Origin of the sequence: Halopelagius longus, assembly GCF_900100875.1 — an archaeon.
Taxonomy (GTDB): domain Archaea; phylum Halobacteriota; class Halobacteria; order Halobacteriales; family Haloferacaceae; genus Halopelagius; species Halopelagius longus.
The window spans coordinates 236768-261318 of sequence record NZ_FNKQ01000004.1 but is presented as its reverse complement, the minus strand read 5'-3'; the positions used below and the strand labels follow the sequence as shown (position 1 = coordinate 261318).

21 protein-coding genes are annotated in these 24551 nt (G+C 62.5%); 7 read left to right on the top strand and 14 right to left on the bottom strand.

Annotation, left to right across the window (positions count from 1 at the left end; all coding sequences use genetic code 11):
* Window position 1 precedes the first annotated feature (1 nt).
* The 7 genes from BLS11_RS16275 to BLS11_RS16245 all read right to left on the bottom strand — a co-directional run bounded on the left by BLS11_RS16275 (window position 2) and on the right by BLS11_RS16245 (window position 9297).
* Window positions 2–1360 carry a hemolysin family protein gene (locus BLS11_RS16275; protein WP_092538837.1) on the bottom strand — a complete coding sequence of 453 codons (1359 nt, stop codon included), beginning with the start codon at window positions 1358–1360 and terminating at the stop codon, window positions 2–4.
* A gap of 28 nt (window positions 1361–1388) precedes the next feature.
* Window positions 1389–3473 (bottom strand): dipeptide ABC transporter ATP-binding protein, encoded by a 2085-nt coding sequence (locus tag BLS11_RS16270; protein WP_092538836.1) that lies wholly within the window; start codon window positions 3471–3473, stop codon window positions 1389–1391.
* Complete coding sequence (locus BLS11_RS16265; RefSeq protein ID WP_092538835.1) at window positions 3470–4390, bottom strand: ABC transporter permease; 921 nt, start codon at window positions 4388–4390, stop codon at window positions 3470–3472. The genes BLS11_RS16270 and BLS11_RS16265 overlap by 4 nt, the downstream gene beginning before the upstream one ends.
* Window positions 4387–5382, bottom strand: coding sequence for an ABC transporter permease (locus BLS11_RS16260; RefSeq protein WP_092538834.1), 996 nt, complete (start codon window positions 5380–5382; stop codon window positions 4387–4389). Before BLS11_RS16260 ends, BLS11_RS16265 begins: the two co-directional genes overlap by 4 nt.
* A gap of 209 nt (window positions 5383–5591) precedes the next feature.
* The gene (locus BLS11_RS16255) at window positions 5592–7529 is read right to left on the bottom strand and encodes an ABC transporter substrate-binding protein (RefSeq protein ID WP_092538889.1); all 1938 of its coding nucleotides are present in this window, start codon (window positions 7527–7529) and stop codon (window positions 5592–5594) included.
* A gap of 123 nt (window positions 7530–7652) precedes the next feature.
* Window positions 7653–8306, bottom strand: a complete 654-nt coding sequence (locus BLS11_RS16250) for a helix-turn-helix domain-containing protein (protein ID WP_092538833.1) — start codon at window positions 8304–8306, stop codon at window positions 7653–7655.
* A 340-nt stretch (window positions 8307–8646) separates the two neighbouring features.
* Window positions 8647–9297: a ribonuclease HI family protein gene (locus BLS11_RS16245; RefSeq protein WP_092538888.1), complete on the bottom strand. Its 651-nt coding sequence runs from the start codon at window positions 9295–9297 to the stop codon at window positions 8647–8649.
* 288 nt (window positions 9298–9585) lie between these two features.
* On the opposite strand from BLS11_RS16245, the gene BLS11_RS16240 reads away from it, so the two are divergent.
* Complete coding sequence (locus tag BLS11_RS16240; RefSeq protein WP_092538832.1) at window positions 9586–10104, top strand: hypothetical protein; 519 nt, start codon at window positions 9586–9588, stop codon at window positions 10102–10104.
* Between the two features lie 43 nt (window positions 10105–10147).
* Here BLS11_RS16240 and BLS11_RS16235 read toward each other — a convergent pair whose 3' ends face one another.
* The 3 genes from BLS11_RS16235 to BLS11_RS16225 all read right to left on the bottom strand — a co-directional run bounded on the left by BLS11_RS16235 (window position 10148) and on the right by BLS11_RS16225 (window position 13554).
* Window positions 10148–10936, bottom strand: a complete 789-nt coding sequence (locus tag BLS11_RS16235) for a hypothetical protein (protein ID WP_139172810.1) — start codon at window positions 10934–10936, stop codon at window positions 10148–10150.
* A complete protein-coding gene (locus BLS11_RS16230; protein WP_092538830.1) occupies window positions 10933–12150 on the bottom strand; it encodes an outer membrane protein assembly factor BamB family protein in 1218 nt (405 codons plus the stop codon). Before BLS11_RS16230 ends, BLS11_RS16235 begins: the two co-directional genes overlap by 4 nt.
* Before the next feature lie 525 nt (window positions 12151–12675).
* Window positions 12676–13554, bottom strand: coding sequence for a hypothetical protein (locus BLS11_RS16225; RefSeq protein ID WP_092538829.1), 879 nt, complete (start codon window positions 13552–13554; stop codon window positions 12676–12678).
* 377 nt (window positions 13555–13931) lie between these two features.
* On the opposite strand from BLS11_RS16225, the gene BLS11_RS16220 reads away from it, so the two are divergent.
* Entirely contained in the window at window positions 13932–15281 is a 1350-nt protein-coding gene (locus tag BLS11_RS16220) for a sodium:calcium antiporter (RefSeq protein WP_092538828.1), read from the top strand.
* 529 nt (window positions 15282–15810) lie between these two features.
* On the opposite strand, the gene BLS11_RS16215 is transcribed toward BLS11_RS16220, so the two are convergent.
* Entirely contained in the window at window positions 15811–16398 is a 588-nt protein-coding gene (locus BLS11_RS16215) for a VIT1/CCC1 transporter family protein (protein ID WP_092538827.1), read from the bottom strand.
* Entirely contained in the window at window positions 16398–16685 is a 288-nt protein-coding gene (locus tag BLS11_RS16210; protein WP_092538826.1) for a DUF211 domain-containing protein, read from the bottom strand. Before BLS11_RS16210 ends, BLS11_RS16215 begins: the two co-directional genes overlap by 1 nt.
* 112 nt (window positions 16686–16797) lie before the next feature.
* On the opposite strand from BLS11_RS16210, the gene BLS11_RS16205 reads away from it, so the two are divergent.
* Together BLS11_RS16205 and BLS11_RS16200 are read left to right on the top strand one after the other, a co-directional pair.
* Window positions 16798–17109, top strand: coding sequence for an AbrB/MazE/SpoVT family DNA-binding domain-containing protein (locus BLS11_RS16205; protein ID WP_245698988.1), 312 nt, complete (start codon window positions 16798–16800; stop codon window positions 17107–17109).
* On the top strand, window positions 17102–17569 hold the full coding sequence (locus tag BLS11_RS16200) for a PDDEXK family nuclease (protein WP_092538824.1): 468 nt from the start codon (window positions 17102–17104) through the stop codon (window positions 17567–17569). The genes BLS11_RS16205 and BLS11_RS16200 overlap by 8 nt, the downstream gene beginning before the upstream one ends.
* 147 nt (window positions 17570–17716) lie before the next feature.
* Here BLS11_RS16200 and BLS11_RS16195 read toward each other — a convergent pair whose 3' ends face one another.
* On the bottom strand, window positions 17717–18574 hold the full coding sequence (locus BLS11_RS16195) for a methionyl-tRNA formyltransferase (protein WP_175454479.1): 858 nt from the start codon (window positions 18572–18574) through the stop codon (window positions 17717–17719).
* Here BLS11_RS16195 and BLS11_RS16190 point away from each other — a divergent pair.
* The 3 genes from BLS11_RS16190 (at window position 18573) to BLS11_RS16180 (ending at window position 23591) form a co-directional block, all read left to right on the top strand.
* Window positions 18573–19190 (top strand): hypothetical protein, encoded by a 618-nt coding sequence (locus tag BLS11_RS16190; protein WP_175454478.1) that lies wholly within the window; start codon window positions 18573–18575, stop codon window positions 19188–19190. The two genes, BLS11_RS16195 and BLS11_RS16190, sit on opposite strands and share 2 nt — an antisense overlap.
* A gap of 579 nt (window positions 19191–19769) precedes the next feature.
* On the top strand, window positions 19770–21179 hold the full coding sequence (locus tag BLS11_RS16185; protein WP_092538821.1) for an SLC13 family permease: 1410 nt from the start codon (window positions 19770–19772) through the stop codon (window positions 21177–21179).
* A 324-nt stretch (window positions 21180–21503) separates the two neighbouring features.
* Window positions 21504–23591 carry a beta-glucosidase family protein gene (locus BLS11_RS16180; protein ID WP_092538820.1) on the top strand — a complete coding sequence of 696 codons (2088 nt, stop codon included), beginning with the start codon at window positions 21504–21506 and terminating at the stop codon, window positions 23589–23591.
* Between the two features lie 670 nt (window positions 23592–24261).
* On the opposite strand, the gene BLS11_RS16175 is transcribed toward BLS11_RS16180, so the two are convergent.
* Entirely contained in the window at window positions 24262–24543 is a 282-nt protein-coding gene (locus BLS11_RS16175; RefSeq protein ID WP_092538887.1) for a PadR family transcriptional regulator, read from the bottom strand.
* Between the last annotated feature and the right edge of the window lie 8 nt (window positions 24544–24551).

The window sequence follows — 24551 nt, the reverse complement described above, 5'->3', positions numbered from 1 at the left end:
CTCACACTCCGATTTCGGGACGGTCGCCGTCCGGTTCGGTCGGTTCGGTCGATTCGGTCCGTTCGATACGTACGCGCTTGATTCGCGTCTGTTCGACCGATTCGACGTGGATATCGACGGTCTCGAATCGGAACGTCTCGCCCTCCTCTACGAGTCGGCCCGCCCGGTTGAACACGAACCCGGAGATGGTCTCGAACTCCTCGCCTTCCGGGATGTCGAGGTCGAACGACTCGTTTACCGCTTCGATCTTCACTTCGCCGCGGACGAGGGCCGTGCGTTCGTCGAGGTGCGCGATAGACGGTTCTTCCTCGTCGTCGAGGATGTCGCCGACGATCTCCTCGACGATGTCTTCCAACGTGACGAGGCCCTCGGTGGTCCCGAACTCGTCGATGACGATCGCCATCTTCACTCGCTCGTCGCGCATCTCCTGGAGGAGCGCGTCGACGTCCTTCCCTTCCGGGACGTGGAGCGTCTCCTCGATGAGTCCGTCCAGGGAGCCGTCGCCGTCGAGGCCGTCGTTCTGCTGGTGGAGCACTAACTCCCGGAGGCGGACGAGACCGACGACGTTGTCGAGTCGGTTCTGATAGACCGGCAGACGTCCGTGACCGCTTCGAATGCAGGCCCGAATCGCCTCTTCGACGGACGCCTCTCGCGGGACTGCGGTCATGTCGAGTCGCGGCGTCATCACTTCCTTCGCGATGGTGTCCCTGAACCGGAGGATACGCTGGAGCATCGCTCGCTCTTCGGTGTCGATGACCCCCTCCCGTTCGCCGGTTCGAATCATATCGCGGAGTTCGTCGCGGGTCACGTAGGAGTCTTCGAGGGTCGATTCGCCGCCGCCGAGTCGGTTGACCGCGCGCGTGAGGTGATCGAACGTGACGACGAGCGGATAGAGGCAGTATTCGGCGAGTTGGAGCGGGCGGGCGATGCGGAGCGCCCACGATTCGGTGTTCTCGATCGCGTACGACTTCGGTGCGCTCTCTCCGAAGAGCAAGACGAGCGCGGTCACGCCGAACGTCGCCGCGAGGACGGACTGGCCGCGCGAGAGGTAGAGACCGCACAGGCCCGTCGCGATGGACGACATCGCGATGTTGACGAGGTTGTTCCCGACGAGGATGGTGATCAGTAGCCTGTGGGGGTCCGATGTGAGACGTTCGAGCGTCGCCGCGCCGGGGACGCCGTCGTCGACGAGTGCATCGACGCGGTGGCGAGCGAGCGAGAACATCGCGATCTCGGAGGAGGAGAAGAACGCCGAAAGTCCCATCAGTACGACGAGAGCCGCGACCCCGGCGAGCGTCACGACTCCTCGGGAAGGACGAACGGCGTCGAACAACGGCGCGTCGGCGACGGTGAGAAACATTTGGAAAGGGGGTATACGGGGGTGTGAGTCAGTCGCCGAGCGACTCGCCGGTCTGCGGGGCGTCGGCGTCGACCTCGTCTACGCTTCCCTCCTCGTCTTCCGGGAAGTAGCACGCCGCCGAGTGGTTCTCTCTCGTCGCGGCGTCGAGGCCGGGTTCCGAGCGGCGACACTCCTCCGTCGCCTTCGGACACCGCGGCGCGAACGCGCACCCCGACGGGAGGTTCACCGGGTCCGGAGGCTCGCCCTCGAGGAGCACTCGCTCGCGATCGACCGACGGATCCTTCTCCGGCGCCGCCGAGAGGAGCGAGCGCGTGTAGGGGTGAAGCGGCTGCGACGCGAGGCTCTCGACGGTCCCCTCCTCGACGATGCGGCCGAGGTACATGATGGCCAGTCGGTCCGACACCTGCGTCAGGCTCGCGAGGTCGTGGGAGATGTAGACGACGCCGATGTCCTCCGTGTCGGCGAGGTCGCGGAGCAGATTGAGGAGGTTGACCTTGAGCGAGACGTCGAGCATCGACGCCGGTTCGTCGCAGATGAGGAAGTCCGGGTCGAGGACGAGCGCCCGCGCGATGGCGACGCGCTGGCGCTGGCCGCCGGACAGTTCGTGGGGATACTGGTCGAGGAACTTTCGTGCCGGCGTGAGCCCGACCTTCTCGAGGGTCTCGATTATGGCCGCCTCGCGTTCGTCGGTCCGATAGTCGTGGATCGTCAGCGGCTCCCCGATGAGCTGTCGGACCTTCTGTCTCGGGTTGAGGGAGTCGAAGGGGTCTTGGAAGATGATCTGGGCCTTCCGGCGGAACTCCTTCATGTTCCCGTCCTGGTAGTACTCGTTCGACTTCCCGTCGAAGGTGATTTCGCCGCCGGTCGGCTCCTCGAGGAGCGCCATCGTCTCGCCGAGCGTGGACTTCCCGCACCCGCTCTCGCCGGCGATGCCGACCACCTCGGATCGGTGTACCGTGAGCGACACCCCGTCGACGGCTCTGACGTAGTTGGGGTCCTCGCCCCGAAACTTACTGAGGATCGTCTGACTCTGGGGGTACCACTTCTCGAGGTCCTTCGTCTCGAGGATGGTCTCGCCGATATCGGATTCGGAGGACTCCTCTTCGATGATTCCCCACGCCTCCGGGTCCTGCGCTTCCTCGCGCATCTGCGCCGCTTGCCGGATGTTGTGACACGCCGAGTTGTGGTTCCGGTTCGGGAGGTCGACCGGGTCGGGGTGGGACTCCGCGCACTCCTCGGTCGCGAACGGACACCGGTCTTCGAACACGCACGAGGTGGGCTCGCTGTCGAGATTCGGCGGCGACCCCGGAATCGAGACCGGATCGGTCCCTATCTCGTCGAGTTCCGGGAACGAGTTCTTCAACCCCATCGTGTAGGGGTTCGTCGGGTTGATGAGGACGTTGTCGACGCTCCCCTGTTCCATCACCTTCCCGCCGTAGAGGATCGAGAGTTCGTCGCACGTCTCGGCGATGACGCCGATTTCGTGGGTGATGAGGAGAAGCGAGCTGTCGATCCGGTCTTGGATCTCCAGTATCTTGTCGATGATCTTGTCTTGGACGATGACGTCGAGTCCGGTCGTCGGTTCGTCGGCGATGATGAGGTCGGGTTCCAGAGCCAGCGCCATCGCGATAGTGACGCGCTGGCGCATCCCGCCGCTGAACTCGTGCGGGTAGTCGTCGATCCGGTCGGGGTCGAGTCCGACGAGGTCGAACAGTTCCCGCACTCGGTCCCGCGCGGTGGACTTCGAGACGTCCCGGTGTTTCTGGATCGCTTGCCTGATCTGGGCGCCGGTCGACATCACCGGGTCGAGCGAGTCCATGGCGCTCTGCGGGATGTACGCGATGTCCTCCCACAGGATGTCACGGCGTTCCTGCTCAGAGAGGGTCGTCAGGTCCTTGCCCTTGAACTCGATCTGCCCCCCCTCGACGTTCCCGTTGTCGGGGAGGAGCCCCAGTATCGCTTCGGCCGCAGTCGATTTTCCGGACCCGGACTCGCCGGCGAGTCCGTAGTTGACGCCCTCGTCGATGCTGAACGAGATTCCGTTGACTGCGTGAACTTTGCTGTCTTGCGTGTCGTACGTGACCTTGAGGTCTGTGACGTCGAGGAGACTCATGATTCGGTCTGGATTTCGGGGTTGATGACTTCCTCGTAGGCGCGACCGACGAGGAACACCGAGGTCGTAATCGCGGCGATGCCGACAGCCGGCGGCAGGACCCACCACCAGGCGATGCGGATGTTTCCGGACGTGAACACCATCCGGAGCATGCGGCCCCAACTCGTCGTCGTCGGATCGCCGAAGCCGAGGAACGCGAGGCTCGCCTGCGCGGCGATGGACCACGCGACGCCGTAGGCCGTGTACAGGAAGCCGATCGGCAGGACGTTCGGCGCCACGTGGTAGAACATCGTCCGGAGGTTGCTCGCTCCGCTCGCGCGCGCGGACTTGACGAACGTCCGTTCGCGGACGGAGAGGACCTCCGAGCGGACGACGCGGGCCGGCATCTTCCAGAGGAACGCGGCTATCACGCCCGTGATGAGCCAGATGTTCGGCGTCATGAACGTCAACAGCAGCAGCGCCATCGGGGTGAACGGGAGCGAGAACGTCAGGTCGGTGAGGCGCATCAGCACCTCGTCGACCCACCCGCCGTAGTACCCGCTCACGAGTCCGACGAGGAACCCGATCGCACCCGTTCCGATGCCGCCGAACAGTCCGACGATGAACGTCGGCCGCGCGCCCGCGAGGAACTGGCTCAGCACGTCTTTCCCGTAGGCCGTGGTGCCGAACGGCGCCGCGGCGTTCGGCGACGAGAGCCGCATGATACTCCCGTCGGCGTTCTTGACGTCGTAGCCGATGGGGTCGTGCGGCGCGAGTACCGGTCCGAAGAGGCCAAGGAGGATGAAGGCCCCGATGATGAGGGCTCCCGCCAACGCGAGCCTGTCTTGGCGGACGAACGCGAGTTGCTCCTTCAGCGCGCGCTTCCAGGCGTTGACCCGTTCGAAGACGACCGCACCGTTCTTCGACTCCGCGCTCATGCGGTCCCACCTCCGCTGGTCGAGACGGTCGGGTCGAAGTACGCGTAGAGGACGTCGGCGACGAGGTTCGCGATGATGACCGCCAGCGCCATGATGAACACGGCCGCTTGGACGACGGGGTAGTCCTGTTGCTGGATGGCCATGACGAGGGCGCGGCCGATACCCGGCCACGCGAAGACGACTTCCAGCAGGATGAGGCCCTGGAAGATCATCCCGAGCCGAAGCGCGAAGTACGTGAGGACCGGCAGCATCGAGTTTCTGCCGGCGCGAGCGAGCTGCTCGAGTTCGGTCAGTCCCTTCGCCTTGTGGAGTTTGAGGAACTCGGAGCCTTTCTTCTCGATGACGCCGTTCCGTGCGAGTAACAGGAAGTCACCGCTGTAGTAGAGGACGGCGACGCTGAACGGCAGGATGTAGTGGTGGAGGAAGTCCATCGAGAGGTACGTCTCCGCGAACCCGCTGGGCGCCGCGGTGATGTCGCGCATCCCGAACGCGGGGACGACGTTCAGGGTGTACGAGAAGACGATCACGAAGATTATCGCCGTGATGAACACCGGCGTCGACCGGAGGTACGTCGTCGTGATGATGCTGAACTTCTCGAGCCTGCTCCCGCGGTTCCACCCGACGAACATGCCGAGCAGCGTGCTCAGAACCGCCGTCGTAACGAGCGCCGGCACGAGCAGGATGAGCGTGTTGAACAGTTTCGGCCGGATCACCTGCCAGACCGGCTGACTCTGGAGGATGGAGTACCCGAACTGGAAGGTGAGGATGTTCTTCAGGTACGTCAGGTACTGCTGCCAGAGGGGCTGGTTCAGCCCGTACATGGCCATAATCTCGTCGACCTGCTGTTCGGTGAGGTTACCCGCTGTGATGAGCGCCTCGAAGGGACTCCCCGGCAGGAGCCGCAGGACGACGAAGATGACCGAAACCGCCACCAAGGTCAGCACCGCGGCGATGGCGAACCGCTTCGCGAGGAAGCGCTGGAACTCGCTCATCGCGTCACCTCTCGGTCTCCGGCGGTCACGTCGGGCTGTGCGTCTCGGGGTCGTTCGTTCACGCGGCGACCGCACGCGGCGTACTGACGTGGGGTCGCTCCCGTGGTGTCTGGAATCGAATGCATATCTCGACTGGGCGTTGGTCGCTTCCGCGACGGCGTTGGGTGCGGAACCATGAGTTGAGTCGGGTCAGGTGGTCGCGTGGGTGGTTACGAGAAGTCCGACTGCCCGAGTTCCTCGCGGCGCTTGTGCGTGTTCCCGGTCTGTATTCGCTCGACGAAGGCGGCCCAGGCGTCGCCGTTCGGGAAGCGGATGTTCCCCTCGGAGTCCCAGGTGTAGCCCGCCTTCTCGAGGATCGTCTTCGCCTCGTCGACGCTGTGGGAGTACTCCGGGGTGTCCTCGGTGTGCCACGGGTTGATCGGGGAGATCGGGTTCTCGCCCTTGGGAACGGTCGCTCTGCCCTGCAGCACGCTCTCGGTGAACCCCTTCTTGTCGACCGCCTTCGCGAGGGCGACGCGGAACTCCTTGTCCCGGACGAGCGGACAGGAGAACATCAGCTTCACGTCGAGCGGCGCGAAGTTGTCGGCGACCATCTTCTCGATGCCGTCGGTCTTCGCCGCCCGGTCCGCCTGACCGTTCGATAGCGTCGTCCCGATAGCGTCGATTTTGCCCTGCTGGAGCGCTCCCAACATGGAATCGACGTTTCCGACGTTCACCCAGACGACGCCGTCGATACCCGAACCGCTCGCGAGGCGGTCGCCGAGGTACTTTCCGCGCGTCTCCTCGTCGAACAGCCAGTGGTCTTTGTTCGCCGACACGGTGAGCTTCGACCCCTGCTCCCAACTCTCGTACTTGAAGGGCCCCGTCCCGACCGGGTTCTCCGGGTTGTGCTGGGACGGGTTGTCGACGTCCTTCCACTTGTGCTTCGGAATGATGACGCTGCGGACGACGCGTTGCGTCGTGAACGCGGCGTCGGGGTACTTCAGGTTGAATCGCACCTTGTGGTCGCCGAGGACCTCCGCGCTCTCGATGGGTTCGTAGAACGGGACCTGACTGGTCGAGGAGTGCTCCTTGTAGAGGTCGACGGTGAACTTGACGTCCTCCGCGGTGAACGACTCGCCGTCGTGCCAATTGACGCCCTCCCGAAGGTCGAGTTCGACGGTGGTGTCGTCCACGAACTCGGCGTTCGTCGCGAGTGCCGGCACGACTTCGAGGTCCGGCGTCGCGTCGAAGAGGCCGTCGTAGACGTACTTGAGGCGCTTCTCCTCGGCACCCCCCGCCGCCCACGGGAGGTTGAGGGAGTTCATCGACGTCGTCACGCCCTTGACGTACGTCGTCTCGTCGGTCTTCGGCTGGAGGTTGACCTCCGACCACCTGAACGAGTCGCCGGTCGGCCCGTTACCGGGTGTCTTCACGTACCCCTCCCACTTCTTCCGGTTCGCCGCCGTGATGACGTCCGGGAACAGGCTGATGATGCCGCCGACGTCTTCGGCGAATATCCGCTGGGCCTTCGAAACCAGCTCTTGGCGCTTCTTCTCGTCCCCGGTTACGGTTCGCTGTTTCTCCAGAATCTCGTTCAGTTCGGGGTTGACGTAGTTGTCGTAGTTCGAGGGGTTGTCCTTGTGCCGACGCATCAGGAGCGGATTCGGATCGAGTCCACGCTGCGGGTCGGGGCCGTGTGTGCTCATCGAGATGACGGCCTGTAGGCCCGGCGTGTTCCAACTCTGCGCGTAGAGTTGGTTGAGTGGCCGGTCGTTGAGCGAGACGGAGAGACCGAGGTCGTTCGCCGCCCGCTTCACCATGAGCGCGTGTTCGCGCATCCACGGGTCGTCTTCGCTCGAGAACTCGACCGGAATCGGATCGAGGACGGCGCCCGCTTTCGCGGCGTAGTCGAGCGGGGGCTTCTCCGCGTCGATGTTCGACCAATCGTGCCAGTACTTGGTCTCGACCGATTCGGGCGTCCCCTCGGGGACCTTCGCCTCGAGGCTCTGCCCGCTACTCGTTCCGCTACTGTTGGATCGATTGCTACAACCAGCCAGCGCGGTCAGCGCAGCCGTCCCGGCCGCGGTCGTCGCGAGGTACTCGCGCCGACTGAACTGGTCGTCTCCACCCGAACGCTCCGATTTGTCACGGTCTTTCGACGCCATGTACCCCTCCATTGAGAGGTATTCACACTCAATATATTCCCGAAGGACAATGATGAACATCGTTCTTTATAAGGAATGTCTAGCGCCTGACGTTCGCACGGAACTCTCGGCGGGGACCGTTCGTTAGAAATCGTTCGGGCCGTAGATCAGTTCGAGCAGAGCCCGTTCGGCGGTTCGGAGTCGCTCACTCAGCGTGGACTGCGCGATGTCCAGTTCCTCGGAGAGTTCTTTGGCCGAAACCTCCCGTGGAACGTCGAAGTAGCCGAACGTGTACGCCGTCTCCAGGATTTCCAGCTGTTCGGTGGAGAGCTTCGTGGTTAAGACCTCCATTAACCGTCCGCTATCGAGGGGTTCGCCCGGCTGTTCGATCTGGTTTACGCTCTGTAGTTCGAACGTTCCGAGCGTCTCCTTTATCTCGTCGGCGAGTTCCCGAAAGTCCTCCCACTCGCGGGTCGTAACGACGACCTCGAACAGGCCGTCTTGGTAGACGATCCGGTTCGGGATCGCTTCTTTCCGAAGTACGATGCCTAAGATGAACGGGTAGGATTCGGTAGCGAGGAGCGTGAGGCGTTTTACCGTCACGCCGGTCGGACCCGTCGGAATCGTGCGCGTATAGAAGAGTGTCGTCCCGGAGATTCCGCTCACGAAGTCCGCCGGATCGAAATCCTCCGTCGCAGAGATCGTGAGTGACTCGATCCACTTCCCGTCCTCGACGTAGAAGGCGTTGTCGAGTTCGATGCTCCGAACCTCGTCGATCGTGTTCGCGATTTTGGACATCACTCCCGTCGGAGTCGTTCGAAACTCAACTCGTAGAATGAGATCTCACCGCTGTTTCGTTCTGGGATACCCCTATATACTTTCACCGATACCTTCGGACGGAAACGTGCGTTGCGGCGTTCAGACGCCTCCCAACCGCTAATTTCGGTGACAAGATTGTGGCCGTACGTCTCCGAGGCGGCTAAACGCCGGAACGCCGTCGACCACGGAAAGTCGGTAGTTCATATCGGAGCGTACACCCGGTGACGGCGTACGCATCGTTGCCACTCCTTGGAGACCCAGTACGAAACGGGAACTATCCTAGATACTCTTACAGAAGGGGTAACAACGTAGCGCCTTATCAGGGCCCAAAGGCCGCGATATCGGCTCCCACCGTCGCCAGTGCGTCGGCTGGGTTCGGGTCGCTGTCGGCCAGATGCGTATACCGGTGGTCCGGGATGCTCGATAGCGCCGCCGTGACGGCTTCGCTGTACGTCTCGACGCCCGGTTCCGTCGGGTCGTTTCCGCCCCAGACGTCTCGGATGACCGTCATCGAGTCGATGCGCACTTCCAGCCTGCGTGGCTCGTAACGCGCCAGCAGTTCGGAGAGCCCGAGTTGGAGGGCGACGTACTCGGCGGTGTTGTTCCCCGTCCGGGAGCCGACCGGTCGGCCGAGACGGGCGAGTTCCTCCTCCGCGGCGTCCATGATGACAGCGCCCGCACCCGCGGGACCGGGGTTGCCGCGCGAACTGCCGTCGACGTAGAGGACGAACGTGTCGCTCGTCGCCTCGGGGACGGACGGTCGGGTGAGTCCCGACTCAAGCAGGCTTTCCAGTGCGCGACGCAACTCGGCCGAGGTGGTCGCGGGGTCGAAGAGACCGCCGTAGCCGGGGACGGCGTCGTCGATGGCGTCGGTGGCGGCCGTCACCTCGTAGCCGACGCCCGCGAGCACCTCGTCGACGAGCGTGGCGAGCGGCGAGAGATGTTCGGCCGGGAGGGGGTCGTCGGTCACGATACACCCCGCTTCGGGCTTCGGTTCGGGGCCCTCACACCGACACGCCCGGATGACCTCGTTGGATGATCGCACCACTGCATATCGGTTCTTGGTAGTCGAGCGGGATAATCTCTTCAGGTGGGAGACCGGTGGGGAGCCGTCTCGAATTGGTCGGCTCCGTGGGTACTGTGGTGGCAGATACGAACGGCCTAACGAATAGTGGGTGTGATCTACAAGAATGCCTCGGCGAGACCGGGTGAAACAGGTAAGTGATACCTATTTTAGTGATGGCTGAGGTGTACCCGTATGGTCTCCCGACGAATTACCGCCCTCCTCGCTGTCCTCGTCCTCCTGAGTGGAGTCTCGGTCGTGGCCGGCGACGAAATCACCTCACCGCCGACGATGACGGTGACGAACGAGGATACGACGACGTACCGCGTGACGGCATTTACGGCCGAAAACCGGCAGACGGCGTTACTGATGAACTTCGCAGTCACCACGCGAGAGGGGGAGCGGCGACTCGCGACGCTTTCCCAGATGGTGTGGCCGGAGGGGTATCGGAACGTCACTCTCGTCGACGACGGGATTCCGACCCGGCACGTCACTGTCGACCCCGGTGAAGAGGAGACGATGACGGTCACCGACTGGACGCCGGGTAACGTCACCGTCTACGTCGTCGAGGACCTCGGTGACAACGAAACACACGTGCACACGAAGATCGTGAGCTGCACACAACGCGAGCAGGAACACACCCTCACGCTCAGGGAAGATGGTTCCGGCGGTTCGTCCGTCTGCGCATCGAGCGTGGATTGGCTGCTCGCTTGATTCCGTTGTGTGCCCTGAGGGCGAGGGCGACACTGGCATCCGGTCAGCAGTCACCCCGTTGTTCGAGGAGAACGGCGAGTGCAACCGAGTGAAGGGGGGCGACGATACCCGTACTCAGAAAGCCCCCGACGAGTGGAACCTGGGCGAGTACCCAGTACCCGACTCCGAAGATGACGACGAGTGAGAGCAGCGGCCAGAACGCCCCTTTCGAGGCGCACACGCTCCGTTTGAGTGCGACTGCGACCCGGTCTCCCCTACCGACGAAGCCCGAAAACAGGAAGAACCGCACGGAGACGACCGATACGATCACGAGTCCTAATAACGTAAGCGGCAGACTATCGAGGGAAACGGACGTCGGGCCGAGGAGGACGGGAATCACGCCGGTCGATCCGAAGACACCGAGATACCGGACGAGCGATCCGAGGTGTCGATCGGTATCCAACGCACGAGTGATCGTGACCCACCCTGCGAGTCCGACCACGAAGAAGACCGCAACTTCGAGTGTGACAGCACCGAGAGCGTACGGCGTTCGAAGGTCGACGACTGCACTGAGCGTTCTGACGGTCCGGGCAGGACCGCTCGGGAAGAACGAATATTGGACGCTGAGCGCTTTTCCGACCCATTCCGGAGTCGTCACGGGGATGGGGTCCCACGCTCGAATCGCGTCCGCAAGTGCGATAACTACCCCGGCGATCACGAACGGAAGTCCGAGAAGCGGGTCACGCTGAAGTCGTGTCAGCGCTCGTTTTAGAACTCGTCCGAACGCCATCGGCTGACTGACTGATCGCGTCTCGGAGTTCGGTGCTGACTCGCCAGGACCCTGAGGCGTCATGCCGCCTCCTCCAGTGCGAGAATTCGCTTACGGTTAGCCGCATAGAGGACACCGTCGCCCACGATCGGTGTCGATAACGGGACCTGTGACGGGCGATACTCGAACAGCGTCTCGCCGGACTCCGCGTCGAGAGCCACCAACGAGTACCCCGATCTGACCGCGTACACGGTTCCGTCGGCGACGACGGGGGTCGTTGGGCCATCGAACGGCGCAGTCCAGCGTTGTTGGCCCGTCGCGAGAGCGATGGCGTGTAACGATTCCCGTTCGTCCGCGACGAAGATCGTGCCGTCTGAGACTGCGGGCGTGCTTTCGGTCGCGTTCCCGTCCGTCGAGTACCGCCACACCTCGGAGCCGTCTGTCGGATCGAGTAAGTAGACGAACTCCCGAGACGGGACAACGACTCCGTGTTCAGTCGCGACCGGCGGGAGGAGCAACTGGTCGTCGAGTTCGACCAGCCACTGTCGTGCGCCGGTCTCGGCGTGATACGCGGCCGCCTGCTTGGGCCAGTTCGTGACGAAGACGAGTCCATCCGACACGGCGGGACGATTGATCTCTGCGCTTACTGGGTCGTCTTCGTGGTGGGTTCTCCGCCACAGGACCCGACCGTTGTTCGGGTCGAGTGCGGCGACGGAGTTCGTCCCGGGGAGTGCCGCGTAAATCACCCCGTCAGCGGTGACCGGAGTGTCCGCTTCCGCCGGGCCGAAGAACCCCCCACCTGCCGACTGCGGCCCGGCCCACCGTTCGACCCCGACGGGACGGTTCAAGAGGGGAATCGTGAATCCGCCGCCGGCGTTCAATCCGAAGACCCCGGATGGGGCAGTCACCGCGAGCGTGTCGGTGTTGTAGGCCGGCGCTGGAGCGAGTGCCGGAGACGATTGATACGGGCCGGCACGTCCGAACTGACGGTCTCCGGACTCGCTGTCGAGTGCGAGCAGTCCGTTGCCGACTGCGTAGAGGGTATCGCCGCGCCGAACGAGTGACGTCGTTCCGAGAAACCACTCGGGTGCATCGTGCGTCCACCGAATCGAGACGGTATCGGTGGGGCCAGACGCCGTCGGGTGATGACCGGTTCCGGCCGGGTCGTACCGCGCCATCGGCCAATCGAGGCCGGAGTCGGGACTCGCTTCGACAGCGTCCGCAACGGGTGCTCCGTGGGTCAGACCCGCAATCGCGAGCCCGATAGATTGGAGAAATCGACGTCTACAGGAGGGCATTCAGACACCTCTATACGGTTATGACTGTTGGGTGTTCCGATACGTTTCCGACCCCGCTGAGCGGACATCGCGGTAGCCGTAGCAGTAGTAAACACAGAGGAAACTGGATTCTGTATTGAATAAATAGTGCAAGTCCACTCTGGTCGTTCTTTTACCACACGTTACACTCCAAATGGAAGACACATAGTCGGTAGTACAGTTCTCAGATCGTGGCTCGTCGGACAATCCATACAGCGCTCCGTCTCCTGGGTGGAATCTTCGCGGAGCGTTTCTTTGGACCGCTGTTCGTTCCTGATCCAACGGGACTGCTCGCCGCGGGCTCGACAATTAGCGTTACGGTGGTTGTGAGTCTCGTTCTCTCCCGTTCTGAGGGGTTGGGCGAACAAACATCAACTAGATTATAAAACGTTGCGCGCATCGCCCAGACCGGGACGATCGCGTGAGCGATACGCACAATATATCACACAGCTCTCCGACACGTATCACGGACCATCGATCTCGACAACGCCGCTGTCTAGACACCGATTACCGACCGACGAATCGTCGATAGAACGTCGTCTGGACTCCGTACGTCAAGTACCCGGCCGCTGTGAGCGCTAAGACGAGCGGGATGAGGGGCCAGACGAACGACGAAGCGAGTCCGAGGAGAGGCACCCCGACGACTTTGAGTACGACCATACTGAGGGTCGTCACGAGACTGAACGCGAGAACGAACAGGATCAAGAGGACGATAAATTCTGCAGACCGGTCTCCGCTCCGTTCCGTATCGGTCAACACGTAGCCGGCGATTGCACTGAGGCCCACGACCACGACGATTCCGGGGCCGCCGCTGAGACTATAGGTAGTTCGAGTCGCAGCGAGATAGCCAGCGTACGCGACGAACCCGATCATTCCGATCATCAGCCCCGCAAACGCGCCTTTGACCGCGCCGAGGAGTCGGGTCCGGTGGCGGCGATACGATTCCGAGTCGACGCGATAGGCGAGTAGGTGCGAGCCGACGAAGACCGCGACCGCCGTGAGGGTCGGAAGGACGAAATACGGGATCGAGAACAGCTGATCTCCGAGGAACCACTGAAACGCCAGTGTCGGGACGATAGCGAGTGTCCAGCCTGCAAGGAGCGACCCGACGAAGACCACACGCTTGCGGTGCGCCGACGCCGACGTCGCGAGTTGACCGCTCGTTACCCACCGATAGCCGCCGATACCGCCGACGAGGAGGCCTAGCGGGGCGGCAAACTGAATCGATGCCACCCAATCGGGTGGAAAGAACGCGTCCGTCGTCGCGCGGTAATAGTTTTGGAGGAGTCGTCCGAGTGTATCGAGGACGAACAGCTGAACCAGACCCCACTGAAGCGCAGCCACTAACGCCTGATTCTTTGTGGAGGGTCCATCCGGGGTGGACATATCTAGGTTATCTCTACCTTCTGATTAGAACGTATTGGTGAGCTGTCGTATTTAAAGCCCACGTACTCCGTATCTCGGATTCGCATCGGATTCCGCATCTATCGGCAACTGGTGATCCAATTCTGATGAACTCCTCGGGAGGCCTCAACCGTGCCGTGTCGAACAGCGGAAACAACCACGGAGGCCTCGGATATTCGCCTCAGTGACGCTGCACGAACCGCTACGCAGCAGTTTGAATCCATCACGAGATAGGAGCTCCCGAAGAGAGGAAACAACTGGAGACACGTTGGAGGTTGTATCTAGAGGGGACGCTCGGACCCAGAGAGACGACTATTTGGGCACAAGAGGTAGGTATCTCTCGGACCGTTATCGAACTAGTGCTCAATCGGTTTCGCCATCCGCTCGTCGCGGTTGCCGTCGCGCTAGTATTGACAGTGCCGTGGATCGGGACGTTCGTCTCGTCCGGTGGGTACGGAACCGTACATCCGGGCGAGAATATTACGCCCGGGATGGCCGTCCTCGTCGGTGGGCTCGCAATCGTGGGTGCAGCGTTCCTGCTGGCGTGGGCGGCCGAGACCGCCGAAAAAGACGTCCCGCAGGCGTTCGCCATCGCGGTGCTTGCGGTGCTTGCGGTGGCACCCGAGTACGCCGTCGACGCCCTCTACGCGTGGCAGGCCGGTGCCGGATCTAGTGAGGCCGCCAACCTCGCGGTGGCCAACATGACCGGTGCGAACCGAATTCTCATCGGCCTCGGGTGGTCGGGTATCGCACTGTTCACGGTCTACCGCGCAAAGCGCACTGGCGACGCAGCGGTCGACTACCGCTCAGGATTTCTCGCGGATGCGGTCAGTCTCGACCGGGACATCGCGACCGAGATCGCGTTCTTACTCGTCGCGACCGCCTACGCCTTCGTCATCCCGCTCAGTGGCGGTATCGGGCCGGTCGATACGCTCTTTCTCGTCGGACTGTTCCTGCTATATATCGTCGTCGTGATCCGGGGTGACGCCGGTGCGTCCGAGGAACACATCGGTGTCCCCGCCTACTTCCACCAGTATCCGAAAGGGCGGCGCATCGCGGTCATCATCTTCGGGTTCGTATTTTCGGGCGTGATAATCTTCACTGCGGTCCACCCGTTCGCCGAGGGGCTAGAACAGTTGGGGCTTCAGTACGGCATCCCCGAGTTCTTCATGATTCAGTGGCTCGCACCGCTCGCCTCGGAGAGTCCCGAGCTTATCGTCGTCGCCTACCTCGTCAACAAAGCCCGCTCGACCGCTGGCTTCAACGCTCTCATCTCCTCGAAGCTCAATCAGTGGACGTTGCTCATCGGCACGCTCGCTGTCGTCTACTCTATCTCGGCCGGTGCTATCGGAACGCTCTCGTTCGATCCGAAACAGGCGGCGGAAATCTGGATCACCGCCGCCCAGAGCCTCTTTGCGATCGCTCTCCTGACGAACTTCGAGATTAGTATGCGTGAGGCCGCTGTACTACTCGTCCTGTTTGCGACACAGGTTCTCGCGGAGTTCTACGTGATTCAGACCTACACCGAACCGACTACGACGACGATCAGCATCTCTATCCTCTACGCCTACACCGTCGTCTACGCCGTTCTCGGCGTCGGACTGTTCGTCAAGCGTCGCGACAGCGTTCGCGAACTCCTCGAACGAAGCGCCTCGAACGTTCGGACCGCGATAGGAAACGGGACGAGCCAGACGGAACACGCGGACTAACGATACTGCATCGACGGCGGAACAGCCATCATACCGACACTGGGAGTTGATCTCACCATATTTATCGAAATCAGCGTGTTGAATGGAGAGGGTGTACTCAGCAGAGTAAGCTCGCAAACGGTGTTAGTCAGCAGTGTACACCTCGGTCCAGAGATAAACGATACCGAGTAGCGAGTAGAATATGCCCAAACCGGTAGGTACCCATTGGCTTTGCTTGGCAAAGAGAGCCGCCTGCACCAACCCTACCACCACCATCGCTATCCCGAAGATTGTATTGAGTAGTCTGCGTTCCATGCTGCGAAGATGGCAGATAGAGGTAATTTACTTTCCGTCATAACACCAAGCCCGAGAATACGGTGTGGCCGGTACGCCTTCTGAATGCAGTTTAGTATATCGACGCGAACGGCGAATTCCCCCATCCATAGTTCGCGAGAGCGAGTACTGGACCTCTGAACGCCGCGTTTGTGAGACTCCGCAATCGGCCGCGACCGGAGCGCTCGACATTCGAAAACGGAGAAGAGAACGCACTCTATCCGGGAAGGAAGATACTGATGATTGCGACGACGAGACCGGCGAGTCCCATCCGGATTCCGGCGACGTACCACCGCTGGCGAGAGATCGACGCCATGTAGGCCCCGAAGGCGAACAGCACACCGACCGCGACGGCCACCGAGAGGACGGTGGCCTCGAACAACGAGAGGAGCGCCCCTTCGAACAGAAACGGAGTGAGCGGTAACACGAGGCCAAACAACGGTCCGAGTCCGCTCATAAGCGCGTTGACGACCTGCGTGCTGGTTTTGTCGCGTTCGATCTTCGTCTCGCTCAGATCGGTGAGCATCGCATCTTCGATATCGTGGATTTCAGCGCGCATCTCGGCGCGTTCGATCTCCCAAACGCTCCAGACGCCGGAGGTCGTGAGACCGACGGCACCGCCGAGACCGATCTTGATGACGGTGAACCCGTCCGGTACCCCCGAGAGATACGCGCCGACGGTGACCCCGACGCCAGTCAGTGCGCCGTCGAAGCCGTTGGAGACGAAGTACCGCCGCGCGATCGGCCCGATCTTGTCGAGCCCGATTCGTTCGGAAAGCGACTCCGAGTCGGGTTTCGCGCCCATCAGTCTTGGGGAGTCGGTGCATCTTCGACGATGTACTCTCCGCACGCGACCTGGTCGACCGAATGAATCGTCCCACCGAGGTCCTCGACGATGGCCTCGACAGCGTCGTAGTCGATCGCTTCGCCCTCGATGGTGAGTTTCAGATTCTGGACCTTCTTGTCGAGTTCGATGAGCGTCGCGTTGACGCCGGCAACGCTGTCTGCCTCTGCGACCTGCTGGGTAAAGGCGAGCGTCGGCGGTTCGTACGGTTTCAATACGTCGATCACTAAGCGTCGCGTCGCAACCATAGCATCGTCTACGGAGCCTCGTTGCAAAGTAGTTCTGACACACGATCACATGGGTCCGGTCCGTATCGACTATAGATCGAGGAATGGAATCAGCGTTCTAATCAAAACGAATATGCTCGTTCCCACGCTAAGTGGGAATATGACCAAGGTGGATTCCAAAGGGCGAATCGTTCTCCCGAAGGAGGTGCGAGAGCGTCTCGGTATCACTCCGGGTACAGAGGTAGACATCCGCGAGGAAGACGGGAAAGCAGTCGTCGAACCGGAAGACGACCCCGACGAAGTTCTCGAACGGATGGAGCAACTCGTTGCTGAGACGTCTTCGGAGCGAGGGGAGACGACGCCGCTCACCGAAGCACCCGACCCAATCGCCCGAAAACACAGAGATGCTGTTCGAAGAGGGGCGGAGAAAAACAGCGATGAGTAACGACGGTGGTCCGTATCTTTTCGATGTCGGAGTGATCGCTCTCGCACACACGACGGCCCCGGTTCGTGATTCTGCGCTCTCGTACGTCCGAGATGCCATCGCCGGCGAGATAGATGCCGTTGTTCCGTATCCCGCGCTGTTCGGAGCGCATACCGTCCTGACGACGTACTACGGTCGTTCGAACGCTGACGCGTCTCGACTGCTCCAGAATTTTATGGACGCGAAGCGAATCCGGTGGTACGACGGGATGCCCGAAGACGTCGTTCGGGGCGGATTTTCTCGGGTGAGTGAAGCAAACGTCGGTGGTTGGGACGGGTACTACGCTCAAGTAGCGATCGACGAAGGGGCGAACACTGTGTTGACGATCGACGACGACTTCGAGGGGTTCGATGCGTTCGATACCGAGGTCATCCTGTCGCCCGACGAGTTTAGCGAGCTGAACCGATTCCTCGGGAACTGATTCCAGATCTCGCCGAATCGAGAAACCGTACTACCAACGACTGCTAACGGACGGGTTACCGCGTCCTCGGCGAACGATGTCTCGAAGCCTCGCCGTCGACGCCCACGCTCGCGTTCGGAGTGCTCAGCAAGACGGGGAGTGACCGGATCAGAGGAACTCGTTTCCTCGGTTCCGGAATCGCCGTCGTTCATCGGGTCCGGGAAGGCTGTGATAGTCGTCGGCAGTCGTCTCGTTCGGTGACGCCTCAGGGAGGTCCGGATAGCTGTCGAGGAGATCGACTGCGAGGGACGCGCCCGTCGCCGACAACTTCCGGTACACCGAGTCGACCGTGTCCGTGGGTTCGATGGAGAACGCACGCCGTGCGATAACGGGTCCGGCGTCGAACTGCTCGGTCATCCGGTGGGCGGTGACGCCCGTGCGATCGTCGCCGTAGTAGAGGGGCCAGAACGCCGTCGCTCGGCCGCGATACTTCGGGAGCAACGAACCGTGTAAGTTGATCGCGTCGTTCGAACGGTCGATTAGTTCGGGCGGCAGACGTTGGCCGGCGACGACCGAGAGAATCACGTCGGGGTCGAGTGCCCGCATACGCTCGATAAACGCGGGGTTCGACACGTCGGCTACACGCTCGACGGGTACTCCGTGTGCCCGAGCAACTGCGGCGACGGAGTGGTATCCACCTATCTGTATACCGAGATGGCGGCCCAGCGCATCGAGGGCGTGCCCGCGAAGATAGCGGACTGCCATTCGGAAACCCGCTCGGGGCCCGTACATGCCGAACTGTTCCCGAACTTGTCGTGAGAGCGGTGCGTCGAACGGCGCGATTACGAGACGGTCCACGTCGGCGGCGTGCGCGTCGAGAATCGGCTCGATGTACTGGGGGAGATACAGGGGTTCCTCGCTCGTGAATAGGACGACCTGCACGGCCGAACTAGGTGAACTCGGCAAGAAAGATTTTCGCTCGAGTAACACAAAACCTATTCCACCGTACGAGGAGTTCGCGTTCATGTCCCCACCTAGGCCGTGTAAATCGAGCGTTCGCCGCGGGGTTCTGCGCGACCTCTCTCGCACCGTCGGCGCTCTCGCCGTCGGTCTCTCCGCGATTGCCCTTCTCTCGGTCTGGCACCGACTGACCTCGTCGGCAGAATCGGGGAACGCAGGTTCCGCGCCGCCAGCGGAGGACATCTCCGACGCAACGCTCGTGGAGTACGAACTCGATTGGTACCGCTATCTCAAGGCCTTCGACGCCCACCACGGGGCCGGCGGTAGCCCCGAACGCGACGTTCGGTCGGGGTCGTTCCTCAGAGGGCTTCGCGTCTGGATAGGCACACGGTTCCTTCGGGGGTACACTCTCGGTGACGAGGTGTACGTCTGTCCGAACGCGCCGCGCGTTCTCCGGGTTCACCAAGCGGGTCACGCACCCTCCTTCGGCAGTGAGTTTCCTCCCCTCGTCCGTCCGCGACGGGAAGACGGAGGATTGGAGGATGCTCCGGTGTACACCTTGGACGTGATGCTTCCCGGCGCGTTCCCGCACACGTTCCTGCGACTACGCGACTCTCGGAATCTCACTGGGGCGTACGAGACGTGGCTCCGAGACGGACGAATCGCGAGAGTGACCTGCTAGGCGATAACGTACAGTATCTGGCTACCGTGTCGAAGGATGTCCGACCCCGCCCCGGTCCTTCCGGACCACCGTTTCATCGGCCGCCTCTTCCGCGTCGTTAGTCTAATTAATTACGACTAACCGTAGTGAGACGACCCTAAATTCGTTCTCACGATCACGTAGGCCGTTCCGGAATAACGGCGATCTGTCGGCGGATTTTCGGATCTCTCCCTCCAACTCAACTCATCGGCCGTCATCGCTCTATCTTCGGGACGTGTGTTGAAGAGATGAGCATCTCACGGAGAAGAATCTGGTTTGTCGATGTTCTCACGAGATCTCGTTCAGATAACTGGGAACAAGATCTATATGAAATTAATATAAGAACATTATGGATATAGCCAACGTCCACACATATATAATCATACAAAAGTAGCTCGATGTACCCGGTACACTCGTCGGTCCACCGTCGGACGTGTGGACGGATACGACCCTGAGAGTCCGTCTCGTCCGTTCGCTGTCGGAAATTGGCTCGGGGTGACGAAGATTCCCGGAATCATCACTCCGACAGAGTGATTACGGTCGGACGGTCACCCTCCGACGATGTCAGACGGTATACGTGAGATCGAAGTCGACCTGCCGGATGTCGATCCCGCGTGGCTGTCACTGCCTGCGGGGTTGCTGGCCGCGGTGGGGGTGTTCGAGTTCGCCCCGCTTGCGGCCGACGCGACGCTCATGCTGGCTATCACCGTGTTCTGCGTCGCGCTGTGGATCGGGTCGCCCGTCGATCCGTGGTTCACCGCGCTCGTCTGTCTCGGTCTGATCGGGGTCGCGTTCTCGACGGATCTGGCGCTGACCGGCTTCCAGAAACCGGCGACGTGGCTGGTCGTCGTCGGCATCCTCATCGGCGGGGCCGTCCGCCAGAGTGGGTTAGCGGAACTGGTGGAACTGCTCGCCCGCAACCGAACGCCCGACCGAGTGCTGACCGACGCGGTGGTCGCCTACCGTTACCTGCTGGTCGGCCTCTGCGTCGCCAGCCTCGGATTGGCTGTGCTCGTTCCCTCCTCGCTCGTCCGCGTGCTCATCCTCGGACCGATCCTGATCTCGCTGGGCGACCTGTTCACCGAGCGACGGCCGAAGGTCGGCCTCTTTCTCGGTCCCCTGTTCGCTACGTTCTACGGTGCCTCGGGTATCCTGACCGGAGCCCTGCCGAACATCATCGTCACGGGACTGGTCGAATCCAGCGGCGGTCCGGCCATCTCGTGGACCGAGTGGCTGCGCTGGCTCGCGCCCGTGATGAGCGTCGGCCGGGTGCTGATCGTCGTCGCCGTCGCCTACCTCCTGTACCGGCCGCGCGACCGGGACGCCGTCGTTCCCCCCGAGCGTACGGAGGTCGTGACGGTGTCGGCCGACGAGTTGCGCATGCTGGCGTTCCTCCTGGTGGGCGTCGCCGTCTGGATGACGGACTCCCTCCACGGCCTCCACCCGTTGTTCGGCGCGCTCGCGGTCGCCGTCCTCGCCTTCGCCCCGCGAATCGGCGTCGTCGGCTCCGAAGCCGTCGCCGACGCCGACTTCTCGATCCTGTTTTTCTTGGGTGCGATCTTCGCCGTCGCCGAGGGCCTCCGGCGGACCGGATTCACCGACCTCGCCGCCGGCGAACTGCTGTCGTACCTGCCCAGCGATGCCTCGTTCCCGATCGTCCTCCTGTTCGTCGTTCTGATCGCCCAGTTGCTCACGCTCGTCATGGAGGGGATGGCCGTCGCCAGCGTCCTCACGCCCGTCCTCGCGTCGTTCGCGGAGAGCGCCGGCGTCCCGTTGGTCCCCGTGGCGATGATGGAAGCCGCGGCGCTCAACACCTACTTCTTCCCCTACCAGTCGGCCGTCCTCGTCGCCATCCTCGGCATGGGCGTCGTCGACACCGTCGAACTGACGCGGATGTCCGCCGCTATCGCGGTGGCGACGTTGCTCGTTCTCGTCCCCCTCCAGATCGGCGTGTTCGCGGTGTTCTTCTGAGTCTCCGCCCCCGTCTGAGCGCCGTCGTTCACTCGCTCGCCGCCGCCAGTGCACTCCCGAATCGGACGGTCCGTTACAGGACTACCGCTGTAATTTCTCGACCGGTTTCGCCGCTCTAGGTTCGTCGCGTCCGGGGAACTGCCGGATCGACGCCGTCCGAGTACTTCCGGTCGTTCCGCAGTACTCGATTCCTCCGAGGTCGCGTAAACGTAGAGTCAGGGAGTCCGAGCTGTCGACCAATCAGCAATACTCTCCGAAGGACGCGCCCTTATCATTTTTACTCGATTATCATCTGCCGTATGCAGTACACGGAGGAGCGGTAAGATGGAGACCGACGCCAGCTCACTCGTCGACGGCCTCACGCTGGAAGAGAAGATAGAACTGGTCCACGGGACGCTCGACCCGGACGGGAAGGCGACGGGCTACGTCCCCGGCAACGAACGGGTCGGCATCCCGCCGCTGACGATGGTCGACGGTCCGCTCGGCGTGCGAGCGATGGGGGAGCAGGCGACCGCGTTCCCCTCGTCCATCGCGCTCGCGTCCTCGTGGAACCCGGAACTGGCTCGGTCGTTCGGGGTCGCACTCGGCCGGGAGGCGGCCGCACACGACCAAGACGTCGTTCTCGGCCCGGGTGTCAACATCGTTCGGACGCCTCGGGGCGGTCGAAACTTCGAGTACTACAGCGAAGACCCGCACCTCACCTCCCGGATGGGCGTCGGGACAATCGAGGGAATCCAGTCCGAGGGCGTCGCGGCGACGGTCAAACACTACGTCGCGAACAACCAGGAGACGAACCGCTACGAGGTGAGCGCCGAGGTCGGCGAACGAGCGTTACGCGAGATGTACCTACCGGCGTTCCGCGCCGCGGTCGAGGAGGCCGACGTCCTGTCGGTGATGACCGCGTACAACCGGGTCAACGGCGTCCACATGAGCGACCACGAGTACCTCCTCTCGGACGTGCTGAAGGGCGAGTGGGGGTTCGACGGGTTGGTCGTCTCCGACTGGTGGGGGACGCGGAGTACCGTCGACGCGGCGCTGTCCGGCCTCGACTTGGAGATGCCCGGAGTCGAACTCGAAGCGTACCTCCCGGAGGAGGCGGTCGAAGACGCAGACCCCTCGGACGACGGCGGGGAGTTGCCGCCCATGCCGGACGTCCCGGCGTACTTCGGGGACCCGCTCCGAGAGGCGGTCGAATCCGGAGAGGTTCCGGAGGAGGTTCTCGACGAGAAGGTTTCGCGACTCCTGCGCGTGTTGGAAGCGATCGGTCGGTTCGACGACGACGGGAGCGAGGGTGCGCTCGACACGTCCGAACACCGCGAGTTGGCCCGAGACGTCGCCGTCGAGGGGACGGTCCTGCTGACCAACGACGACGCGTTACCGCTCGACGACTCGGACTCCGTCGCGCTCGTCGGACCGAACGCAGACGCCGCCAAACTCGGCGGCGGCGGCTCCTCCGAGGTGACGCCCTTCACCGACACCAGTCCGCTCGACGGACTTCGAGAGCGAGCGGCGTCCCTCTCGTTCGAGCGCGGCGTGCCGCCGATAGCCGAGTCGTCCTTCTTCGCCGACGAGGGCGGACCGACCGGGGACGCGGAGGCGAGCATCGACGACGCGGTGACGGCCGCCGAAGACGCCGACTGCGCCGTCGTCGTCGCTCAAGACGACGCCACGGAGTTCAAAGACAGAGCGCACATGGCGCTCCCCGGCGACCAGAACGAGTTGATATCGGCCGTGGCCGAGGCCGCAGAGCGAACGGTCGTCGTCCTCCGGACGAGCGGTCCCGTCGAGATGCCGTGGCTCGAATCGGTCGATGCCGTCCTCGAAACGTGGTACCCCGGGCAGGCCGACGGCGACGCACTCGCGGACATCTTGTTCGGCGACGCGGACCCGGGCGGTCGGCTCCCCGTTACGTTCGGCCGGTCCGCCGAGGACTATCCGACGGCCGACGAGGAGGCCTTCCCGGGGGTAGAGGGGAAGGCCCACTACGACGAGGGCGTCTTCGTCGGCTACCGCTACTTCGACGACCGGGACATCGAACCGCTGTTCCCGTTCGGACACGGCCACTCGTACGCGACGTTCGAGTACGACGACGCGACGATTAGCGAGACCGACGACGGATTCGAACTCGCGGTCGACGTCCGCAACGTCGCCGACCGACCCGGCAAAGAAGTCGTTCAAGCCTACGCTCGGACATCGGCGGCGCCGGTCGCCGTCCCCGACCGCGAACTCGTCGGCTTCGAGAGCGTGACGCTCGAACCCGGAGCCTCGGCGACGGTGGGCGTCTCGCTGGCCCGCGAGGACTTCGCGTACTACGACGAGGACGACGGGTGGACGGTCCCGGAGGGGACGAACGCCGTCCTCGTCGGTCGCTCATCGCGCGACATCCGGGCGACGTTCGAGGTGGACGTGTAAGACGACAAACCCCCTTCCATCTTTCCGACCGGTTCGTCGAGTTCGTCGCCGCGCGATCCGTGCGTCCGGTAGCCATTATTTTACTATACGGGGGAGTAAGGAGACAAACACACAGTTTAACCTCTCACAATGGGTGTAAGCATCCTGTCGGAATAGATTCGTAACGATAGGTAGTTCGAGGTCTGAATTCCGATTCATTCCTCGTTATCGGTATACACGCCAATTCAATAATTCTATTAGCGGATTCTAAAAATGTCGAGTTCTGAATTAGTATCGGGTGATCAGAAGACATGTGCGAAATCATCGGATGTGGAGATGGAGGGAGAGGTGGACCGTCTCCGGCGAGAGTCGGAGCGACGGTCCCGGTTCAACCGCGATACCGGCGAGGGCGGCGACCGGCGCCGTCGGCGAGGGCGAGTTCGACGGTGCTCGGACGAAAGACAGGAGCGTCGGCACTCAGGAGTGCGCTACCGAGGCGAGTGAGGATTTCGCCGAACCGGGACGGCCGCGGTGTGACTCTGCCCGGTCGGTTCGACGAACGGTCGGAGCGGACGGCAACTCTCCCCCGAAGACACGGCTACTCGACCGGAGTGAAGGGACGACGCCGCTTCCGGATTCTACCCGGCGCTCCGACGAAGACACCGCCGTCTCGAACGACGGCTTCGGCCGGTTACTCGCCGAGGGGCGGCACTACCGAGTTCTCCCACTCCCGGCGGTTTACGAGGGCCACCTCTCCCTTTTCGGTCAACTCGTAGTAGTTCGTCCGCCGGTCTATCTGTCCTTTCTCGACGTACTCCTCCTCGACGAGGGCGTCGAGGTTCGGGTAGAGTCGGCCGTGGTTGATGTCGTCGTGTTTCTTCTCGAGTTCTTGCTTTACCTCTTGGCCCGAGGGCTCCTCGAGGCCCGCGATCACGGTGAGCGTGTCGCGCTGGAACCCGGTCAGGTCGAACAGTTGGTCGG